This window comes from Kitasatospora sp. NBC_01266 (assembly GCF_036242395.1).
Taxonomy (GTDB): domain Bacteria; phylum Actinomycetota; class Actinomycetes; order Streptomycetales; family Streptomycetaceae; genus Kitasatospora.
Map to the genome: position 1 here is coordinate 3,452,173 of NZ_CP108458.1, position 19,776 is coordinate 3,471,948.

Here is a 19,776-nt window from a genome sequence, read left to right on the forward strand (position 1 = left end):
AACGTGTCGGTCACAGCTCACCCATGGGGCTGTGCTCGTTCATCGGGACGCGCACCCCGCGCTCGGCGGCGACCTCGTCGGCCCGGTCGTAGCCGGCGTCCACGTGCCGGATCACGCCCATGCCCGGGTCGTTGGTGAGCACCCGCCGGATCTTCTCGCCCGCCAGCGCGGTGCCGTCGGCCACCGTGACCTGGCCGGCGTGGATCGAGCGGCCGATGCCGACGCCGCCGCCGTGGTGGATGGAGACCCAGGAGGCACCGGAGGCGACGTTGACCATGGCGTTGAGCAGCGGCCAGTCGGCGATCGCGTCGGAGCCGTCCAGCATCGACTCGGTCTCGCGGTACGGCGAGGCCACCGAGCCGCAGTCCAGGTGGTCGCGGCCGATCACGATCGGCGCGGCGAGCTCACCGCGGGCGACCATGTCGTTGAACCGCTCGCCGGCCTTGTCGCGCTCGCCGTAGCCGAGCCAGCAGATCCGCGCGGGCAGGCCCTGGAAGTGCACCTTCTCCTGGGCCATCTTGATCCAGCGGTGCAGCGACTCGTTCTCCGGGAAGAGGTCGAGCACGGCCTTGTCGGTCTTGGCGATGTCCTGCGGGTCACCGGAGAGCGCGGCCCAGCGGAACGGGCCCTTGCCCTCGCAGAAGAGCGGGCGGATGTAGGCCGGGACGAAGCCGGGGAACGCGAACGCCCGGTCGTAGCCGGCCAGCTGGGCCTCGCCGCGGATCGAGTTGCCGTAGTCGAAGACCTCGGCGCCGGCGTCCTGGAAGCCCACCATCGCCTCCACGTGCTTGGCCATCGACTCGCGCGAGCGGGTGGTGAACTCGGCCGGCTTCTCGGCCGCGTAGGTCGCCATGTCGTCGAAGGAGACGCCGATCGGCAGGTAGCTCAGCGGGTCGTGCGCGCTGGTCTGGTCGGTGACGATGTCGATCGGCGCGTCCATCGCGAGCAGCTGCGGGAAGAGCTCGGCGGCGTTGCCCAGCAGGCCGATCGAGAGCGGCTGCTTCTTGTCGCGGGCGGCGGTGGCCAGCTCCAGCGCGTGGGCCAGGTTCTTGGCCTCGACGTCCAGGTAGCGGTGCTCGATCCGGCGGGAGATCCGGGACGGGTCGCAGTCGACGCAGATCGCCACGCCGCCGTTCATGGTGACGGCCAGCGGCTGGGCGCCGCCCATCCCGCCGAGACCGGCGGTGAGGGTGATGGTGCCCTCCAGGGTGCCGTTGAACTTCTTGTTCGCGACGGCGGCGAAGGTCTCGTAGGTGCCCTGCAGGATGCCCTGGGTGCCGATGTAGATCCAGGACCCGGCGGTCATCTGGCCGTACATGGTGAGCCCGAGGTTCTCCAGCCGGCGGAACTCCTCCCAGTTGGCCCAGTCGCCGACCAGGTTGGAGTTGGCGATCAGCACCCGCGGCGCCCACTCGTGCGTCTGCATCACGCCGACGGGGCGGCCGGACTGGACCAGCATGGTCTCGTCCTGCTTCAGCGTCTGCAGCGTGCGCACCATCGCGTCGTACGAACGCCAGTCGCGCGCCGCCTTGCCGGTGCCGCCGTAGACGACCAGCTTGGAGGGGTGCTCGGCCACCTCGGGGTCGAGGTTGTTCATCAGCATCCGCAGCGCGGCTTCCTGCTGCCACCCCTGGGTGCTGAGGTTCGTCCCACGTGCTGCGCGAACCTCGCGCGGGCCACTCGTCTGCTGCACCATGCCGTCGCTCTCCCTGTACTGACTGCGGACCGGACTGCTCCGGATGGATTAATTCAATGACATCCAAGCTGAATATATCCAAACAGTCCGGCCTGGGCCAGACCCTGCGGGAAGGCAGTCGCAAACCCGGACACGCCGACGGCCCCCGCCGCGCGAACGCGGCGGGGGCCGTCGGGTGTTCAGGCCGCCGCGTCGCCGTCCCAGTCGATGCCGATCTCGGCCAGCCACTGGCGGTCGCGCTCGGCGGTCTCGGGGTCGGCGGGGCCGCCCGCCTCGGCCGGCAGCATGGGCAGCGACGGCGGGCGCGGGATCTCCTGGACCGGGCCCAGGCCGTAGCGCTCGGCGGTGCCGCCCGGGGGCGGCGCGGGGTCGACCAGTCCGATGTGCACGGCGCTCTCGTCACCCGGCTCCAGGATGGTCAGGCCCGGCCCGGGCGGGCCGAGCGCCACCCGGCGACCGCAAGCGGGGCAGGCCCACTCCTCGGCACCCGAGGCAAGCCGGCCGACCGGTCTCATTTCGTGGATCACGCGCATCGCGGACACCCCCGTTCGTCCCAAGGAGGGGATGCCCGGTCCGGCGAGTACTACTCCACGACGGGGTCAATCGGCCCGCACTGTTGCCGTGTTGCCACCGGACTATTCGAGGAACAGCCCGCGCGCCGCCGAGGACTGCTCGATCGACTCCAGCCGGGCCTCGGCGCCCGGGAGTTCGTCGCACATGGTCTGCAGCAGCACCCGACCGAGCACCATCGGCGCGCAGGCGGTGTCGAAGACCAGGCCGGTGCCGACCTCGGCGGGCAGCAGCAGGTCCGAGCGGGCCGCCACCGGGGCGAAGGCGCTGTCGGCGACGGTGAGCACGGTCAGGCCGCAGCCGCGGGCCACCGTCAGCGCGTCCATCAACTCGCGCGGGTAGCGCGGCAGGGCGAAGCAGAGCAGCGCGGAGGCGCCGGCCGCGGCGGCCTGCTCGATCCGGTCGGCGAGCATCGAGCCGCCCTCGTCGAGCAGCCGGATGTCCGGGTGCACCTTGGCGGCGAAGTAGGCGAAGCCGCGGGCCTGCGCGGAGGCGGCCCGCAGGCCGAGCACCGGCAGCGGGCGGGAGGCGGCCAGCAGCCGGGCGGCGCGCACGATCGGCTCCGGGTCGGCGAGCAGCTCGGCCAGCCGGCGCAGGTGGGCGATCTCGGCCAGCACGGCCTGCTGGTGCTCGTTGCGCACCACCTCGGTGGGCGACTCCGGCGGCGCGGCCGGCTCCCCGACCCCGAGGTCGCGCAGCCGCTTGCGCAGCGCCGGATAGCCGTCGTAGCCGAGCGCGACCGCGAACCGGGTGACCGAGGGCTGGCTGACCCCGGCCAGCTCGGCCACCTCGACGCTGGACAGGAACGGCGCCTCGGCGGCGTGCCGGACCAGGGCGTGCGCGATCCGGCGCTGGGTGGGGGTCAGGCGGTGCCCGTCGAAGAGCTCCAGCAGCCGGGCGGAGGGAGCGGGGGACGACTCGGCGCTGGTACTCATGGTGCGTCCCTTTCGACAGGCTTTGACGTACTGTGCAGCAGCTGCACGGCGGGGGCAATGGTGTCTCGTCCGCCGGGACGCCCCGGCCTCAGGGTCACCCTGATTTCCCCCTGAGAGGCCCGGTCGCGGCTTTACCGGGGCCGCCACCAACCAGCACCCTTGGTGCCATGGATCCTCGCCACGACAGTGGTCCCTCGGAGTTCCGGGCCGACCTCGATGCCGCACTGCAGACCCGCAAGGAGCTCGGCGCCGAGTACGAGTCGGCGCTGGTCGACTCCTTCCTCTCCCGGGTCGACGCCCGGCTGGACGCCCGGGTCGAGCAGCGGGTCGCCGAACGCCTGGCCGACCTGGGTCCCGCGCCCTCCCGGCCGGAGCGCCGCGGCGGCCGGGAGGAGCGGCGCGGCTGGTCCACCAGGTCGCTGCCGCTCCTGTCGCTGGTCTTCGCGATCCCGCTGACCGGGATCGGCTCCGCCGCGGGCCTGTCCGGCATGCTCGCCACCTGGGCCGGCATCGTCGGCGTCAACTTCGCCGCCGTGCTCGCCAACCGGCAGGAGCGGGAGCGCGAGGAGCGCCGCCAGCAGCTGAACGCCACCCGGAGCGAGTGGGCCTGACGCCCGCTCACTCCGGCTCGGCATCCGGTCAGGCCAGCGGCCCGGTGACCTGCTCGACGGCCTTGACCAGGGCGCCGGAGGCGACCAGCGCCTCGGCGGCGGCCAGGTCGGGGGCCAGGAAGCGGTCCCGGCCGGCCCCGCCGACACCGGCCTCGCGGGCGGCGGCGATCGCGGCGGCGGTGGCCGGCGCCGACTGGGCGTTGCCGTCGACGGTGCGGATCTCCAGCGCGCGGGCCGCGGCGGTCAGCTCGACCGCGAGGATCCGGCCCAGGTTGTCCACGGCCTGGCGCAGCTTGCGGGCGGCCGACCAGCCCATCGAGACGTGGTCCTCCTGCATCGCCGAGGAGGGGATCGAGTCCACCGAGGCCGGCACGGCGAGCCGCTTGTTCTCGCTGACCAGGGCGGCCTGGGTGTACTGAGCGATCATCAGACCGGAGTCCACGCCCGGGTCGTCGGCCAGGAAGGCCGGCAGGCCGTGCGAGCGGCTCTTGTCCAGCAGCCGGTCGGTGCGGCGCTCGGCGATCGAGCCGAGGTCGGCGGCGGCGATGGCCAGGAAGTCGAGCACGTAGGCGACCGGGGCGCCGTGGAAGTTGCCGTTGGACTCCACCCGGCCGTCCGGCAGCACCACCGGGTTGTCGACCGAGGCGGCCAGCTCGCGCTCGGCGACGGTGCGGGCGTGCGCCAGGGTGTCGCGGCCGGCGCCGGCCACCTGCGGGGCGCAGCGGATCGAGTAGGCGTCCTGGACCCGCGGCGCGTCGTCCTGGTGGTGGCCGGTCAGGCCGGAGCCCTGCAGCACGGCGAGCATGTTGGCGGCGCTCAGCGCCTGGCCCGGGTGCGGGCGGATCGGGCCGTGCAGCTCGGGGGCCAGCACCTTCTCGGTGCCGAGCAGCGCCTCCAGGCTCATCGCGGCGGTGATGTCGGCGGTGGTGAAGAGCCGGGACAGGTCGGCGATGGCCATCACCAGCATGCCGAGCATGCCGTCGGTGCCGTTGATGAGGGCCAGGCCCTCCTTCTCCAGCAGCTCGACCGGCGCGATGCCGGCCGCGGCGAGCAGCTCGCCGGCCGGGTGCTCGGCGCCGTCCGGGCCGTAGGCGATGCCCTCGCCCATCAGCACCAGCGCGCAGTGCGAGAGCGGGGCGAGGTCGCCGGAGCAGCCGAGCGAGCCGTACTCGCGCACCACGGGGGTGATGCCGGCGTTGAGGATCGCGGCCATCGTCTCGGCGACCAGCGGGCGCACCCCGGTGCGGCCCGAGGCCAGGGTCTTCATCCGCAGGAACATCAGCGCGCGGGTGACCTCGCGCTCGACCACCGGGCCCATGCCGGCGGCGTGCGAGCGGACCAGCGAGCGCTGCAGCTGGGCCCGCAGCTCGGGGCTGATGTGCCGCACGGCGAGGGCACCGAACCCGGTGGAGATGCCGTAGACGGGGCGCGGCTCGGCGGCCAGCGCGTCGATCCTGGCCCGCGAGGCGGCCATCTCGGCCAGCGCGTCCGGGCCGATCTCGACCCGGGCGTTGCCACGTGCCACGGCGAGCACGTCTTCGGCGGTGACGTCGGCCTTGCCGACCTGAACGAGCGGCGCGTCGGCGGCCGGAGCACTGTGCATATCCATATGCACTATCAGATCAGCTGAATGAAGATATGACAACCGTGGACGTCCAAAAGCCCGGATGCCTCATGCTGGGGGATGAAGTCGGCACGGATCCGGGTGGCCGGGGTGCGGGCGGGAAAGGGCGGGTGACGGTATGACACGGGCGACGGCACGGCGGCGCGTGGTGCGGCTGCGCGGGGACGAGCAGACGCCGCGCCCCGACGCGCTGGCGGCGGAGGAGCCGCTGGAGATCCGGATCGGCGGCGAGGCGCTGACCGTCACCATGCGCACCCCGGGGCACGACTTCGACCTGGTGGCCGGCTTCCTGGTCGGCGAGGGGCTGCTGCACCGGCGCGAGCAGCTGGCGGCGCTGCGGTACTGCGCGGGGAGCGACCAGGACGGGCAGAACACCTACAACGTGGTCGACGCCACCCTGCGCGGCGCCGACACCGTCCCGCTCTCCGCGCACCGCAACCTGCTCACCACCAGCGCCTGCGGACTGTGCGGACGCGACACGGTGGACGCGGTCCGCACCCACGTCCGCTTCAAGCCGGCCGACGACCCGCTCACCGTCCGCCCCGAGCTGCTCTACCGGCTGCCCGACGCGCTGCGCGCCGCCCAGCGCACCTTCGACTCCACCGGCGGGCTGCACGCCGCCGGCCTCTTCACGGCCGAGGGCGAGCTGCTCTGCGCGCGCGAGGACGTCGGGCGGCACAACGCGGTGGACAAGGTGATCGGCTGGGCGCTGCGCGAGGACCGGCTGCCGCTCACCGGGCACCTGCTGCTGGTCAGCGGCCGCGCCTCGTTCGAGCTGACCCAGAAGGCGGCGCTGGCCGGGCTACCGCTGCTGGCGGCGGTCTCGGCGCCCTCCTCGCTGGCCGCCGACCTCGCCGAGGAGCTGGGGCTGACGCTGGTCGGCTTCCTGCGCGGTGAGAGCGCGAACGTGTACACCCGGGCGGACCGGATCACCGGGAGCCGACCCGCTCCGGGACCCGCGATCCCTCACCCCGGCGGTGGCGAGGCCGGCCCCGAGAGGGCCACCGCGACCAGGGTCCGCAGCGCCGGGGCGATCTGACCCAGCGGCAGCGTGGCGTCGTCGGCGAAGAGTTCGATCAGCCAGCCGCCGGCCGGATTGGCCCCGCCGGCCGCGACCACGCCGCGGTAGCCGCCGACCACCAGCACCGCCTCCTCCGCCGCGTCGTTGCCCACGGCTCCGGTGCGCAGGGCGAAGCCGCCGCCGCCGACCGCGCGCCGGGTGAGCGGGTAGTGGTCGAGGTCGAAGACCGCGTCGGGGGCCTCGATCCGGGCCCGCAGGCTCTCCGCCCGGCGGGCCGCGGCCGGTGACAGGCCCCGGGCGGCGCGCGGGGTGGGACCGCTGGTCATCCGGTAGACCGCGTGCTGGGCGGTGTGCATCAGGCGCGAGCCCGGCGGCACGTACGAGATCCACCAGGCGACCGCGTCCAGCAGCCGGGCCGCCGTCTCCGCGACCGTGGCCAGCCGCCCCAGGGTGTCGCCCGGGTGGTGCAGCCGCGGCCCGTTCTCCTGGTCCAGCGCGGCGAGCACCACGGTGAGCAGCTGCCCGGGGTCGGCGCTGTGCGCGGCCCCCCGGAACCGGCGCCGGTCACCGTGCGGACCGCGCCCCGCCCCGGCCCCGCGACCACGGGCGTCGGAGGTGTGGCGGTGCGGGTCGGCGGCGTCCGCCAGCAGCACCGTCGGGTCCGGCGCCAGGCCGGGGCCGTGGCTGCGCCCGGCCACCACCGGGTGCGCGGCCCGGGCGGCCTTGGCCCGGTACTGGGCCGCGTCGGCGAGCCGGAAGAGCCGGTCCGAGGTGGTGACCGGGCCGATCGAGTCACCCGTCGAGGCGATCCCGCAGGCCACCCCCTCGCCGTCGGCCAGCTGCAGCGCCCGCACGCACAGCTCCTCGGCCACCGCCACCACCTCGTCCGCCTTCTGCCCCTCGGCCAGCAGGCAGAACTCGTCCCCGCCGAGCCGCGCGGCCAGCGAGCCGGGCAGCTTGGCCCCGGCCATCGAGAGCTGCCCGGCGAAGCGTTCCAGCAGCCGGTCGCCCATCTCGTGGCCGTGCAGGTCGTTGATCCGCTTCAGGCCGTTGACATCGCAGACCACCAGGGTGACCACGGTGTTGTCCCGGTTGTGGTTGGCCAGCGCGCTCTCCAGCCGGGCGTCCACCGCGCGGCGGTTGGCCAGCCCGGTGAGCGGGTCGGTGAAGGCGAGCCGGCGCAGGTCGGCCAGCCGCTCGGTCTGCGCCAGGCCGGCCGAGATCTGGGCCGCCAGCAGGGTCGCGTACTGCGCGTCCGCGTCGGTGAAGAGCGGCAGCTCGGCGCCGCGGGCCAGGTAGAGCTCGCCCCAGGCCTGCCCGTGCAGCACCACCGGCGCCACCAGGCAGCAGGACCGGCCGCGCCGGCGCAGTCCGGCGGCGCGCTGCCGGCAGAACGCTCCGGCGTCCGGCTGCACCGGCCCGCCGGATACGGCGGGCTCGGTCGGGAGCGGGTCGTGTGCCGTCTGCACCCAGGCCCTGGGCAGCCGCCCGGTACTCCAGTGCTCGTCCAGATAGGTGACGATCTCCGGGAAGTCGGCCACCGGGTACGACTCGTCCTCGGGGATCTCCTCCTCCCCCGCCGCCAGCTCGCCGTGGTTGACCAGCACCCGCAGCCGCCCGGACTCGCGGTCCCAGACCGAGACCGCGGCCATGGTCGCGCCGAGCGCCTCGGTGGCCCGCGCGGCGGCGGCCCGCACGGCCTCCAGCGCGCTCTGCGCGCCGGCCATGTCCTGAGCCAGCTCGACCACGGCCTGCAACCGGTGGTCCAGGCCGGTGGCCGTCACCTGGTCCAGCCGCTCGGCGCGCTCCTCGGCGCGCTCCACGGTCCGCTCGCCGTCCCCGAGGCCGCCGGTGTCTCCCAGTTCCGCCATCACCCGCGCACCGCCCACGTTCACCCCTGCCGCTGAGTCCGGTACTCCCGCGTTCGGGACCAGACTAGGAGGGATTGCCGGGGATATGCCCGGTTTACCGGAATTGCCGCAAATCCACGCGATTGAGGCGCTATCGTGCCGGCTTCGCCACACGGCCGCCTTCGCACCACCGACCGGGCCCCGCGCTGCCAGACCTCCGCTACCGGGGGGCCGGCTTCGCCCGCCGGCTCAGCAGCCACGGCTCGACCAGCCCCAGCCCGCGCACCGGCCGCCGCCACATCGCCTGCAGCTGGAAGCGCGACACCGCCGCCCCGCCCGCCGCCCGGCCCGCCGGGTTCAGCGGCACCCCGGAGTGCGCCGCGAGCGCGTCCGCCAGCTGCGCCTGAGCGCTGCCGGTACCGTCCGCCGCACCCCGCGCGGCGGCTCCCGCCTGCTCCAGCGCCGCCGCGAACTCCCCGTCGATCAGCACCGCGTCCCGCTGCGCGATCGAGGTGAGCCGGCTGGCCAGGTTGACCGTGGTACCGAAGACGTCGCCCATCCGCGAGGTGACCGTGCCGAAGGCCATGCCGACCCGCAGCGCCGGGATGTTCTCCTCGTCGGTCAGCGTCTCCACCAGGCTGAGCGCGATCTCGGCGGCGGTCACCGGGTCCTCGGAGACATAGAGGATCTCGTCGCCCAGCGTCTTGATCAGCCGGCCGCCCTGGCCCGCGATCAGATCGGCGCAGGTGGACTCGAAGGTCTCCACCAGCTCGCCGAGCTCCTCCTCCTCCAGCCGCCGGGAGAGCCGGGTGAAGCCGACCAGGTCGGCGAAGCCCACCGCGAGGCGGCCGCTGGTGATCTCGGTGTCCTCGGCCGCCTGCACCACCCGGCCGGTGACGGCGGCCAGCTGGCGGCGCCAGACGTAGATCAGGAACTGCTCCAGCTCCGGCAGCAGCAGCTCGACCAGCGGGTAGGCCACCTCGGCCCGGGTCAGCCCCGGTTCGGCGGCCTGGGTGAGGTTCTCCAGGAAGGTGTCCATCTGCCAGCCGGCCAGCCGGGCGGTGGTCTGGCCGGTGGAGCGGGCCACCTGGATCGCCATCGACTCGTTGATCAGCCCGGACTCCACCAGGCCGGCCAGCCGGCGCAGCGCGATCACGTCGCCGTCGTTGAGCGCCCGCTGCTGGCCGATGTCGGGGAACCCCATCGCGCGCCAGAACCGGGTGGCCAGCTCCATCGGCACCTCGGCGGTGCGGGCGGCCTGGTACGGGGTGTAGCGACGCGGCGAGCCCAGGATCAGCTCTTCCAGGTCGAGCGCGACGGTGTGGTCCGCCTCCTCGGGGGCGTCACCGTCGCGCGCGCTGTCGTCCGGCGCGAGCCCGCCGTCGTCCTCTGCCACCGGTCCGTCCCCGTGCGGTCGCCGCACTTGCCGTCGAGTTCCCGTCCTTCGTGAGGCACTCCGCCGCCCGGGGACGTGGCGCGCCTCACACCGTTGCCAGGTGGAATGGTCGCACGGAATTCCCAGATCCGGGGCATCCGGACCTGACGAACCCGCGCCGTCGAGCTGCCGCAGCGGCGCTCGGTCGGCGCTCAGCCGGTGCGCGGCTGGGGGCGCAGATGCACCACGTCGCCCGCGCCGACCGCCTGCCGCGCGCCGTCCGCGCCGCGCACCACCAGGCGCCCGTCGCCGTCCAGCGCGACCGCCTCGCCCCGCAGCTCGCGATCCCCGGGCAGCTGCACCACGACCTCGCGCCCCAGCGTGGTGCAGCGCGCGGTGTAGGCCGCCAGCAGTCCGCTGGCCTGCGGGTCGCCGGCCGCCGCCTGCCACTCGCCGTACAGCTCGGCGAACTCGCGCAGCAGCGCGCGCAGCAGCGTGGTGCGGTCGGTGACCTCGGCGCCGACCAGCGCGAGCGAGGCGGCGGTGGGCACCGGCAGCTCCTCCTCGCGCAGCGAGACGTTCAGCCCCAGGCCCGCGACCACGGCCTCGCCGGTCAGCTCGGTGAGGATGCCGCCGAGCTTGCGCTCCTCGCCCGCGTGCTCGACCTGAAGGTCGTTGGGCCACTTCAGGCCGACCTCGACCCCGGACACCCGGTGCAGGGTGGCCGCCGTCGAGACGCCGACCAGGATCGGCAGCCAGCCCAGGCGCTCCCGCGGCACGGTGGGGCGCAGCAGCATCGACAGGAAGAGGCCGGACCGGGCCGGGGCGCTCCACCGGCGGTCCAGCCGGCCTCGCCCGGCGCTCTGCCGTTCGGCGACCAGCACCGCGCCCTCGGCGGCGCCGTCCTTGGCCCGGGCGGTCAGGTCGCTGTTGGTGGAGCCGGTCTCCTCGACCACGTCGAGCGCGGTCCACAGGCCACCGGGCAGCAGCAGGTCGTGGCGCAGTACGGCGGCGTCCAGCGGCGGGCGGTCGAGGTCGGTCCAGGGGGACGGTCCGTCGTGGCCGAAGCCACGCAGTCCGCTGCGGCGGGGACGATCGGGCTCGGTCATGGCCCTAGCGTAGGAGGACATCAGGGGTAGCCCCAGTCCGACCCATCGTCCCGCAGAAACGCTGATTAACACACTGTGTCGCTGGCCATAACGCGAAGGGCTCGAGGCTGGCTACGCTACCGGACGGTAGTCCTCGGCACCGTCCGGTTCGGACTCCCCCACCCTCCAACGCGCCTCTCACGTGAGGAACTCCACGGGATGACCGACGTGCCAACCGACCCCTCGCTGGACCCGCACACCACCGCCGGCAAGCTCGCCGACCTGCGCCGCAGGATCGACGAGGCGGTGCACTCCGGCTCCGCCGCGGCGGTCGAGAAGCAGCACGCCAAGGGCAAGCTGACGGCCCGTGAGCGGGTTCTGGAACTGCTCGACGAGGACTCCTTCGTGGAGTTCGACGAATTCGCCCGGCACCGCTCGACCAACTTCGGCCAGCAGAAGAACCGGCCCTACGGCGACGGCGTGGTCACCGGCTACGGCACCGTGGACGGCCGTCAGATCGCCGTCTTCGCCCAGGACTTCACCGTCTTCGGCGGCTCGCTCGGCGAGGTGTTCGGCGAGAAGATCGTCAAGGTGATGGACTTCGCGCTGAAGACCGGCTGCCCGGTGATCGGCATCAACGACTCCGGCGGCGCCCGGATCCAGGAGGGCGTGGTCTCGCTCGGCCTGTACGGCGAGATCTTCCGCCGCAACGTGCACGCCTCCGGTGTGATCCCGCAGATCTCGCTGATCCTGGGCCCGTGCGCGGGCGGCGCGGTCTACTCGCCCGCGATCACCGACTTCGTGGTGATGGCCGACCAGACCTCGCACATGTTCATCACCGGTCCCGACGTGATCAAGACGGTGACCGGCGAGGACGTCGGCATGGAGGAGCTGGGCGGCGCCCGCTCGCACAACACCAAGTCCGGCAACGCGCATTACCTGGCCGCGGACGAGAAGGAGGCGATCGAGTACGTCAAGAGCCTGCTGTCGTACCTGCCCTCCAACAACCTGAGCGACCCGCCCGGCTTCCCCGAGGAAGCGGATCTCGCGGTGAGCGAGCGGGACCTCGAACTCGACGCCCTGGTGCCGGACTCGGCGAACCAGCCGTACGACATGCACACCGTGATCGAGCACATCCTGGACGACGGCGAGTTCCTGGAGACCCAGCCGCTGTACGCCCGCAACATCATCACCGGCTTCGGCCGGGTCGAGGGCCAGCCGGTGGGCGTGGTCGGCAACCAGCCGCTGGACCTGGCCGGCTGCCTGGACATCGCCGCCAGCGAGAAGGCCGCGCGCTTCGTGCGGACCTGCGACAGCTTCAACATCCCGGTGCTCACCTTCGTCGACGTGCCCGGCTTCCTGCCCGGCACCGGACAGGAGTGGGACGGCATCATCCGGCGCGGCGCCAAGCTGATCTACGCCTACGCCGAGGCCACCGTGCCGCTGATCACCGTGATCACCCGCAAGGCCTTCGGCGGCGCCTACGACGTGATGGGCTCCAAGCACCTGGGCGCCGACCTCAACCTGGCCTGGCCCACCGCGCAGATCGCCGTGATGGGCGCGCAGGGCGCGGCCAACATCGTCTACCGGCGCGAGCTGGCCGACGCCGCCGCGGCCGGCGCGGACGTGGACGCCCGCCGGGCCGAGCTGGTCGCCGAGTACGAGGACACCCTGCTCAACCCGTACCTGGCGGCCGAGCGCGGCTACGTGGACGCGGTGATCGCGCCCAGCGAGACCCGCAAGCACATCGTGCGCGGGCTGCGGGCGCTGCGCGGCAAGCGCGAGGTGCTGCCGCCGAAGAAGCACGGCAACATCCCCTTGTAGGGCGTGGCACCCTCAACCCCAACGCTCGGAAAGGACCCGATGATGCCCCCCATCCAGGTGCTGCACGGGCAGCCGACCCCCGAGGAGCTGGCCACCGTCCTGGCGGTGGTCCAAGCCCGGGCCGCCGCCGGCGCCGCCGCTGCCGAGGCGGCGCGCCGTTCGGCGAGCGGCCCGGCCTCCCCGTGGACCGACCCCGCCCGCCGCGTCCGCTCCGCCCCGCGCCCCGGCCCGCACGCCTGGCGCACCTCGGGCTGGGCGCACTGAGCCGGACCCGCTGAATCCGCTCCCCGCGCACCACGACGGTGCGCGGGGAGCGGCGCGTGGCGGCCCGTAGGCTGACCCGTATGACCGATCGCCGCACCCTCGTGCTCGCCTCCGCCTCCCCCGCCCGGCTCGGGCTGCTCCGTCAGGCCGGGTTGGCCCCCCGGGTGATCGTCAGCGGGGTGGACGAGGACGCGCTGAGCGCCGCCACCCCCGCCGAGCTGGCCCTGGTGCTCGCCGAGGCCAAGGCCGCCGTGGTGGCCGCCGAGCTGACCGACGGCGAGCTGGTGATCGGCTGCGACTCGGTGCTCGAACTCGACGGGCAGGCCCTCGGCAAGCCCACCGACGCCGCCGACGCGCTGGCCCGCTGGCGCTCGATGCGCGGTCGCAGCGGTGTGCTGCGCACCGGCCACTGCGTGATCGACACCGCGAACGGCCGCCAGGTCTCCGCCACCGCCTCCACCACCGTGCACTTCGCCGAGCCCGACGACGCCGAGATCGAGGCCTACGTGGCCACCGGTGAACCGCTGCACGTGGCCGGCGCGTTCACCCTGGACGGGCTCTCCGCACCGTTCGTGGCCGGCATCGAGGGCGACCACGGCAACGTGATCGGCCTGTCGCTGCCGCTGCTGCGCACCCTGCTGGCCGATCTGGGGGTACGGATCACCGATCTTTGGGGTTGAACCCCCTGGGCCGGGCCCTCCCCGCCCCGCTAGGCTGGCGCCGCGCCGGACGGGGAGGGGGTGGCGCGATGGCGGACATGGTGTTGAACGTCGTGCTCGGCCTGCTCACCAGCGCGATCGGCGCGGGCCTGGGCTGGCTGGCCCAGTCGCTGCGGCGGCGTCGGCGGCTGGACCGGACCCGGGCGTTCTTCGGGATGCCGGCGGGCACCGAGTGCCTGCTGGTGGTCAACCGGCACACCGGCAGCCCCAACGCGAACAGCGTGCACCGGGACGACGTCAGCGCGCTGATGGAGCTGGCCGTGCTGGTCAACGCCTGCGGTGCCCGGCCCGAGGTGGTGGTCCACGACCAGGTCCGCCAGGGGCTGGGCAACAAGGCCGAGTTCTGCCTCGGCGGGCCGAGCAGCAACGAGCGCACCGCCGCCCATCTGGGCTGGCGGCTGCCGAGCGTGCGGTTCAGCTACCGGCCGGGGACCCCGGGCGCGATCCTGGTCGGTGCTCAGGAGTACGAGCTGGAGCGGAACACCGAGGACACCCCCGGCCACAGCTACGTCCTGCTGGCCCGCCTCGAACCCGGCGACGGCGGCCGGCCGACCTTCCTGATCGCCGGTCAGGTGGCGGTCGCCAACCACGCGGCGGTGCGCTACCTGGTGGCACACCAGCGCGAACTGATGGACCGTTACGGCACGCACAGCTCCTTCGTCCTGATGCTGCGGGTGATCAACCCGGTCAAGTACGGCCCGGACGTGGTCGAGCTGGTCGCCGACGTGACCACGGCGGCGACGGCGAGCCCCGCACCCGCGCTGAGCAGCGGGAGCGCCGGATGAAGCCAGCCCTGTGGCGAACGCCACGGCCCGCCCGCCCGGCCCTGCGGACACTCCAGAATCCCGCTAGTGCTCCGGCGTACCGTTGCCACCTGCGGCTCTCCCGCTCCGTGCGCACATGATCACCATGTGCGTCACGCTCCGTGTGGGCAAGCTCACCACCAGGGGCTACTCGCCGGTACCACCTACTCGTCCCTAAACTCCATCGAGGTTCAAGAAGGGAGCCACAGTGCGCAAGGTGCTCATCGCCAACCGCGGAGAAATCGCCGTCCGCGTCGCCAGGGCCTGCTCGGATGCTGGTATCGCCAGTGTCGCCGTTTACGCCGAGCCCGACCGGGACGCGCTGCACGTCCGCGCGGCCGACGAGGCCTACGCTCTCGGCGGCGACACCCCCGCGACCAGCTACCTGGACATCGCCAAGGTCCTCAAGGCCGCTGCCGACTCCGGTGCGGACGCGATCCACCCCGGTTACGGATTCCTGTCGGAGAACGCCGACTTCGCCCAGGCCGTGCTCGACGCCGGGCTGATCTGGATCGGCCCGCCGCCGCAGGCCATCCGCGACCTGGGTGACAAGGTCACCGCCCGGCACGTCGCCCAGCGGGCCGGTGCGCCGCTGGTGGCCGGCACCCCGGACCCGGTCGCCGGGCCGGACGAGGTGGTCGCCTTCGCGACCGAACACGGCCTGCCGGTCGCCATCAAGGCGGCCTTCGGCGGTGGCGGGCGCGGCCTGAAGGTGGCCCGCACGCTGGAGGAGATCCCGGAGCTGTTCGAGTCCGCGGTCCGCGAGGCCGTCGCCGCCTTCGGGCGCGGCGAGTGCTTCGTCGAGCGCTACCTGGACAACCCGCGGCACGTCGAGACCCAGTGCCTGGCCGACCAGCACGGCAACGTGGTGGTCGTCTCCACCCGTGACTGCTCGCTGCAGCGCCGGCACCAGAAGCTGGTCGAGGAGGCCCCCGCGCCGTTCCTGACCGAGGAGCAGAACGCCGAGCTGTACCGGGCGTCCAAGGCGATCCTGCGCGAGGCCGGCTATGTCGGCGCCGGGACCTGCGAGTTCCTGGTCGCGCAGGACGGGCTGATCTCCTTCCTGGAGGTCAACACCCGGCTGCAGGTCGAGCACCCGGTGACCGAGGAGGTCACCGGCATCGACCTGGTCCGCGAGATGTTCCGGATCGCCGACGGCGAGGAGCTCGGCTACGACGACCCGAAGGTCCGCGCCCACTCCTTCGAGTTCCGGATCAACGGCGAGGACCCGGGCCGCAACTTCCTGCCCGCCCCCGGCACGGTGACGCTCTTCGCGCCGCCGTCCGGCCCCGGCGTGCGGCTGGACGCGGGCGTGGAGACCGGCTCGGTGATCGGCCCCGCCTGGGACTCGCTGCTGGCCAAGCTGATCGTCACCGGCCGGGACCGCAAGCAGGCCCTGGAGCGGGCCAAGCGCGCGCTGGCCGAGTTCACGGTCGAGGGCATGGCCACCGCCATCCCGTTCCACCGCGCGGTCGTCGCCGACCCGGCCTTCGCCCCCGAGGTGCACGGCAACGAGGGTCCGTTCAGCATCTACACCCGCTGGATCGAGACCGAGTTCAACAACACCATCCCGCCGTTCGCGGGCGGCGCGGCCGACGGCGAGGAGCCGGACGGCCGGGAGACCGTGGTGGTCGAGGTCGGCGGCAAGCGGATCGAGGTCTCGCTGCCCGCCTCGCTGGGCGTCGGCTCCGCCCCGGCCGCCGGTGCGGGCAGCGCGGGCAAGGCCAAGCGCCGGGTGGGCGCCAAGAAGGCCGGCGCCGCGGTCAGCGGTGACACGCTCGCCTCGCCGATGCAGGGCACCATCGTCAAGGTCGCCGTCGAGGAGGGTCAGGTCGTCGCCGAGGGCGAGCTGATCGTGGTGCTCGAGGCGATGAAGATGGAGCAGCCGCTCAACGCCCACAAGGCCGGCACCATCACCGGTCTCAAGGCCGAGGTCGGCGCGAGCGTCAGCAGCGGCGCCGCCCTCTGCGAGATCAAGGACTGACCTGGCATCGGTCCACCTGGGCGCCCCGTGGCCCGCTGGTTGCTCGTCAACCGGCGGGCCACACCGCTGTCACGGGCGCCCGGCGGCCAGCGGCCGGAAGGCGAGGGTCCCCGGGCGGCGCTGGCCGGGCAGCGGGGCGGCCGCGGCGGGCGGCGCCCCCGGCGCCCGGCGGGCGGCCCCCGGGGGCTGCTGCGGGTGCCGCTCCGGGCCCGGGGCGGCATGCCCCGGTGGCTCGGCGGCCAGCCCCAGCGGCGCGATCGAGATCTGCACCCCGCAGTCGGCCAGCGCGTCCAGCTCGCGGGCGGTCGGGTCGTGGCCCGCTGCCTGCTCGTCGGTGACCAGGCGGGTGATCGCATCCGTCGGCACGGTCTGGAACATGGTGTCGGTGCCCAGCTTGGTGTGGTCGGCCAGCACGATCACCTCCGTGGCCGACTGCACCAGGGCCCGGTCCACGCTCGCCGAGAGCATGTTGGTGGTGGACAGCCCGCGCTCGGCGGTCAGGCCGCTGCCCGAGATGAAGGCCTTGGAGACCCGCAACCCGTGCAGCGACTGCTCGGCGCCGCTGCCGACCAGAGCGTAGTTGGACCCGCGCAGCGTGCCGCCGGTCATCACCACCTCCACCCGGTTGGCGTGCGCGAGCGCCTGGGCGACCAGCAGCGAGTTGGTCACCACCGTCAGACCCGGGACCCGGGCCAGGCGGCGGGCCAGCTCCTGGGTGGTGGTACCGGCCCCGATCACCACCGCGTCGCCCTCCTCGACGAGCGTGGCCGCGAGGTCCGCGATCGCGCTCTTCTCGGCGGCGGCGAGGTGGGTCTTCTGCGGGTAGCCGGGCTCCCGGCTGAAGCCTCCGGGGAGCACCGCGCCGCCGTGTCGGCGGTCGAGCAGCCCTTCGGCCTCCAGCGCCCGGACGTCCCGGCGGACGGTGACTTCGGAGGTCTGGACGACGCGTGCCAACTCGCGGAGCGACACGGCTCCGTTGGCCCGCACCATTTCGAGGATCAACTGGCGACGTTCTGCAGCAAACACAGAACCGACGGTAACCCCCCTGACCGTCCGCTTTCAGGCGTTTGCCGCTAGTAACAGGAACTACTCACCTTCCGGCGGCGCATGACCGTACAATTCGCGCCGCCGCTCCCCCGCGCACCCTCCGCCGTCAGGACGAAGGGCCGGAGCATTCGGGTGACGAGGTCAGGATTCGCTCTCCGCCCGCTTGCGGATGTGCAGCTGGCGGGCCGCCTCGGCGGTGGAACCGGAGAGCGAGGGGTAGACCGTGAAGGCGCTGGCGACCTGCTCGACCGTCAAGTTGTTGTCCACCGCGAGCGAGATCGAGTGAATCAGCTCGCTCGCGCGCGGCGCGACCACCACGCCACCCACCACGATGCCGGTGCCGGGGCGGCAGAAGAGCTTCACGAAGCCGTCCCGGATGCCCTGCATCTTGGCCCGCGGGTTGCCCCGCAGCGGCAGCTTGATCTCGACGGCGTCCATCTTTCCGCACGAGACGTCGGCCGCGGTGTAACCGACGGTGGCGATCTCCGGGTCGGTGAAGATGTTGGAGGCGATGGTCTTCAGGTTCAGCGGCTGCACCGCGTCGCCCAGCGCGTGGTACATCGCGATCCGGCCCTGCATCGCGGCGACCGAGGCGAGCATGAAGACGCCGGTGCAGTCGCCGGCCGCGTAGACGCCGGGGGCGCTGGTGCGGGAGACCCGGTCCACCACGATCTGGCCCCAGTCGTTGAGCTTGACCCCGGCCTCCTCCAGGCCCATGCCCGCGGTGTTGGGGATCGCGCCGATCGCGATCAGGCAGTGCGTGCCGCTGATCACCCGGCCGTCCGAGAGGGTGACCTCGACCCCGTCACCGACCCGCTTGGCGCTCTCCGCCCGCAGCCGGCTCATCACGTTCATACCGCGGCGGCGGAAGACGTCCTCCAGCACCTCGGCGGCGTCCGGGTCCTCGCCCGGCAGCACCCGGTCGCGGCTGGAGACCAGGGTGACCTTGGAGCCGAGCGCCTGGTAGGCGCCGGCGAACTCGGCACCGGTGACACCGGAGCCGACCACGATCAGCTCGCGGGGCAGCTCCTCCAGGTCGTAGACCTGCTTCCAGTTCAGGATCCGCTCGCCGTCCGGCCGGGCGTCCGGCGCCTCGCGCGGGTGCACGCCGCTGGCGACCAGCACCGCGTCGGCGCGCAGCGACTGGGTGCTGCCGTCGGCGGCCTCCACGACCACCTCGCGCGACCCGTCGGCGGCCTGGCCGCCGGAGCCGAGCCGGCCCTTGCCGCGCAGCACGGTGACACCGGCCCGGGTGACGGACTGGGTGATGTCGTGCGACTGGGCGATCGCCAGCCGCTTCACCCGTCGGTTGACCTTGCCGAGGTCGACGCTGATCGCCCGCTCGCCGCGCTCGCCGTCCGAGCCGTCGCAGGCGAGCCTGATCCCGAGCTCCTGGTAGGAGGCGTCGAAGCCGGTCATCACCTCGGCGGTCGCGATCAGCGTCTTGGACGGTACGCAGTCCGTCAGCACCGCCGCTCCACCCAGACCGTCGCGATCGACGACGGTCACCTCCGCGCCGAGCTGGGCCGCCACCAGGGCCGCCTCGTATCCGCCGGGTCCGCCACCGATGATCACGATCCGAGTCACGTGCACCATTGTCCCGCACACCGAGTTCGATGCGAGCACCGGCCCGTTGAATTGTGCGCATCATCGAAGCTGTGCTCGAGCGGCCGGGCCGCCCGGGCCTTGATCGGTTGGCCAACTCCCGTAGGCTGACGCCCATGTCGCTCTACGCCGCGTACGCCACGAACCTCGACGCCCGGCAGATGAGCCGGCGCGCACCGCACTCCCCGCTGCGCGGGACCGGCTGGCTGGACGGCTGGCGGCTGACCTTCGGCGGCGAGCAGCTCGGCTGGGAGGGCTCGCTGGCCACCGTGGTCGAGGACGAGAAGGAGCAGGTCTTCGTCTCGCTCTACGACGTGGCGCCGATGGACGAGGAGGGCCTGGACCGCTGGGAGGGCCTGCAGCTCGGCATCTACCGCAAGATCCGGCTGCGCGCGCACACCCTGGACGGTGAGGTCCCGGTCTGGACCTACGTGCTGAACGACTACGAGGGCGGCCTGCCGGCGGCGCGCTACCTCGGGCTGATCGCGGACGCGGCGGAGAGCGCGGGCGCACCGTCCGACTACGTCCTGGACCTTCGTCGCCGGCCCTGCTGACGACCCGCTCGGGGCCCCGTCGACGGTGACGCCCGGCCGCGACCGAGCCGCTACGGCAGGTGAAGGCCTGCCGCAGGTAAAGCCCGCCGGCCACTGGTCGATCCTCCGAACCGGAGCGCCGCGAACCGGCCGTGGCCAGTGTTTTCAGGTCAACCTGGTAACGATCCGGCATGGCGACACGGCTATGTCTACGCGCGTAGGCATTT

16 protein-coding genes and 1 pseudogene are annotated in these 19,776 nt (G+C 73.3%); 8 read left to right on the forward strand and 9 right to left on the reverse strand.

Annotated features, from left to right (window positions below):
* Positions 1–10: 10 nt before the first annotated feature.
* From hutU to OG403_RS14775, 3 genes are all read right to left on the reverse strand, one after another.
* Entirely contained in the window at positions 11–1,696 is a 1,686-nt protein-coding gene (hutU, locus tag OG403_RS14765; RefSeq protein ID WP_329564707.1) for a urocanate hydratase, read from the reverse strand.
* A 179-nt stretch (positions 1,697–1,875) separates the two neighbouring features.
* The gene (locus tag OG403_RS14770; protein WP_329564708.1) at positions 1,876–2,211 is read right to left on the reverse strand and encodes a hypothetical protein; all 336 of its coding nucleotides are present in this window, start codon (positions 2,209–2,211) and stop codon (positions 1,876–1,878) included.
* 120 nt (positions 2,212–2,331) lie between these two features.
* Positions 2,332–3,201: a MurR/RpiR family transcriptional regulator gene (locus OG403_RS14775; protein ID WP_329564709.1), complete on the reverse strand. Its 870-nt coding sequence runs from the start codon at positions 3,199–3,201 to the stop codon at positions 2,332–2,334.
* A 167-nt stretch (positions 3,202–3,368) separates the two neighbouring features.
* Between OG403_RS14775 and OG403_RS14780 the strand changes: the two genes are divergently transcribed.
* Complete coding sequence (locus OG403_RS14780; protein WP_329564710.1) at positions 3,369–3,812, forward strand: hypothetical protein; 444 nt, start codon at positions 3,369–3,371, stop codon at positions 3,810–3,812.
* Between the two features lie 28 nt (positions 3,813–3,840).
* On the opposite strand, the gene hutH is transcribed toward OG403_RS14780, so the two are convergent.
* Positions 3,841–5,415, reverse strand: a complete 1,575-nt coding sequence (gene hutH, locus OG403_RS14785) for a histidine ammonia-lyase (RefSeq protein ID WP_329572314.1) — start codon at positions 5,413–5,415, stop codon at positions 3,841–3,843.
* A 139-nt stretch (positions 5,416–5,554) separates the two neighbouring features.
* Between hutH and fdhD the strand changes: the two genes are divergently transcribed.
* Positions 5,555–6,475: a formate dehydrogenase accessory sulfurtransferase FdhD gene (gene fdhD / locus OG403_RS14790; RefSeq protein ID WP_329564711.1), complete on the forward strand. Its 921-nt coding sequence runs from the start codon at positions 5,555–5,557 to the stop codon at positions 6,473–6,475.
* Positions 6,476–7,002: 527 nt separating this feature from the next.
* On the opposite strand, the pseudogene OG403_RS14795 reads toward fdhD, so the two are convergent.
* The 3 genes and pseudogenes from OG403_RS14795 to OG403_RS14805 form a co-directional block, all read right to left on the reverse strand.
* Positions 7,003–8,184 (reverse strand): annotated as a pseudogene (locus OG403_RS14795) (GGDEF domain-containing protein); the annotation flags it as partial.
* Between the two features lie 343 nt (positions 8,185–8,527).
* On the reverse strand, positions 8,528–9,703 hold the full coding sequence (locus OG403_RS14800) for an adenylate/guanylate cyclase domain-containing protein (RefSeq protein WP_329564712.1): 1,176 nt from the start codon (positions 9,701–9,703) through the stop codon (positions 8,528–8,530).
* Between the two features lie 191 nt (positions 9,704–9,894).
* The gene (locus OG403_RS14805) at positions 9,895–10,791 is read right to left on the reverse strand and encodes a biotin--[acetyl-CoA-carboxylase] ligase (RefSeq protein ID WP_329564713.1); all 897 of its coding nucleotides are present in this window, start codon (positions 10,789–10,791) and stop codon (positions 9,895–9,897) included.
* 198 nt (positions 10,792–10,989) lie between these two features.
* Between OG403_RS14805 and OG403_RS14810 the strand changes: the two genes are divergently transcribed.
* From OG403_RS14810 to OG403_RS14830, 5 genes are all read left to right on the forward strand, one after another.
* Positions 10,990–12,594: an acyl-CoA carboxylase subunit beta gene (locus tag OG403_RS14810; RefSeq protein WP_329564714.1), complete on the forward strand. Its 1,605-nt coding sequence runs from the start codon at positions 10,990–10,992 to the stop codon at positions 12,592–12,594.
* A gap of 39 nt (positions 12,595–12,633) precedes the next feature.
* A complete protein-coding gene (locus OG403_RS14815) occupies positions 12,634–12,858 on the forward strand; it encodes an acyl-CoA carboxylase subunit epsilon (RefSeq protein ID WP_329564715.1) in 225 nt (74 codons plus the stop codon).
* 80 nt (positions 12,859–12,938) lie between these two features.
* Entirely contained in the window at positions 12,939–13,538 is a 600-nt protein-coding gene (locus tag OG403_RS14820) for a nucleoside triphosphate pyrophosphatase (RefSeq protein ID WP_329564716.1), read from the forward strand.
* A gap of 77 nt (positions 13,539–13,615) precedes the next feature.
* Positions 13,616–14,362 (forward strand): hypothetical protein, encoded by a 747-nt coding sequence (locus OG403_RS14825; RefSeq protein ID WP_329564717.1) that lies wholly within the window; start codon positions 13,616–13,618, stop codon positions 14,360–14,362.
* A gap of 226 nt (positions 14,363–14,588) precedes the next feature.
* On the forward strand, positions 14,589–16,364 hold the full coding sequence (locus tag OG403_RS14830) for an acetyl/propionyl/methylcrotonyl-CoA carboxylase subunit alpha (RefSeq protein WP_329564718.1): 1,776 nt from the start codon (positions 14,589–14,591) through the stop codon (positions 16,362–16,364).
* 69 nt (positions 16,365–16,433) lie between these two features.
* On the opposite strand, the gene OG403_RS14835 is transcribed toward OG403_RS14830, so the two are convergent.
* Together OG403_RS14835 and OG403_RS14840 are read right to left on the reverse strand one after the other, a co-directional pair.
* Entirely contained in the window at positions 16,434–17,354 is a 921-nt protein-coding gene (locus OG403_RS14835; RefSeq protein WP_442911065.1) for a DeoR/GlpR family DNA-binding transcription regulator, read from the reverse strand.
* Positions 17,355–17,552: 198 nt separating this feature from the next.
* Entirely contained in the window at positions 17,553–19,019 is a 1,467-nt protein-coding gene (locus tag OG403_RS14840) for an NAD(P)H-quinone dehydrogenase (RefSeq protein WP_329564720.1), read from the reverse strand.
* Between the two features lie 113 nt (positions 19,020–19,132).
* Here OG403_RS14840 and OG403_RS14845 point away from each other — a divergent pair, with 113 nt between their 5' ends.
* A complete protein-coding gene (locus tag OG403_RS14845; RefSeq protein WP_329564721.1) occupies positions 19,133–19,570 on the forward strand; it encodes a gamma-glutamylcyclotransferase in 438 nt (145 codons plus the stop codon).
* The last annotated feature ends 206 nt before the right edge of the window (positions 19,571–19,776 follow it).

Coding starts and splice junctions, on each gene's coding strand:
- OG403_RS14775 (WP_329564709.1), bottom strand. CDS start 3,201: ATGAGTACCAGCGCCGAGTCGTCCCCCGCTCCCTCCGCCCGGCTGCTG.
- hutH (WP_329572314.1), bottom strand. CDS start 5,415: ATGCACAGTGCTCCGGCCGCCGACGCGCCGCTCGTTCAGGTCGGCAAG.
- OG403_RS14770 (WP_329564708.1), bottom strand. CDS start 2,211: ATGAGACCGGTCGGCCGGCTTGCCTCGGGTGCCGAGGAGTGGGCCTGC.
- OG403_RS14820 (WP_329564716.1), top strand. CDS start 12,939: ATGACCGATCGCCGCACCCTCGTGCTCGCCTCCGCCTCCCCCGCCCGG.
- OG403_RS14845 (WP_329564721.1), top strand. CDS start 19,133: ATGTCGCTCTACGCCGCGTACGCCACGAACCTCGACGCCCGGCAGATG.
- OG403_RS14780 (WP_329564710.1), top strand. CDS start 3,369: ATGGATCCTCGCCACGACAGTGGTCCCTCGGAGTTCCGGGCCGACCTC.
- OG403_RS14810 (WP_329564714.1), top strand. CDS start 10,990: ATGACCGACGTGCCAACCGACCCCTCGCTGGACCCGCACACCACCGCC.
- fdhD (WP_329564711.1), top strand. CDS start 5,555: ATGACACGGGCGACGGCACGGCGGCGCGTGGTGCGGCTGCGCGGGGAC.
- OG403_RS14825 (WP_329564717.1), top strand. CDS start 13,616: ATGGTGTTGAACGTCGTGCTCGGCCTGCTCACCAGCGCGATCGGCGCG.
- hutU (WP_329564707.1), bottom strand. CDS start 1,696: ATGGTGCAGCAGACGAGTGGCCCGCGCGAGGTTCGCGCAGCACGTGGG.
- OG403_RS14805 (WP_329564713.1), bottom strand. CDS start 10,791: ATGACCGAGCCCGATCGTCCCCGCCGCAGCGGACTGCGTGGCTTCGGC.
- OG403_RS14815 (WP_329564715.1), top strand. CDS start 12,634: ATGATGCCCCCCATCCAGGTGCTGCACGGGCAGCCGACCCCCGAGGAG.
- OG403_RS14835 (WP_442911065.1), bottom strand. CDS start 17,354: ATGGTGCGGGCCAACGGAGCCGTGTCGCTCCGCGAGTTGGCACGCGTC.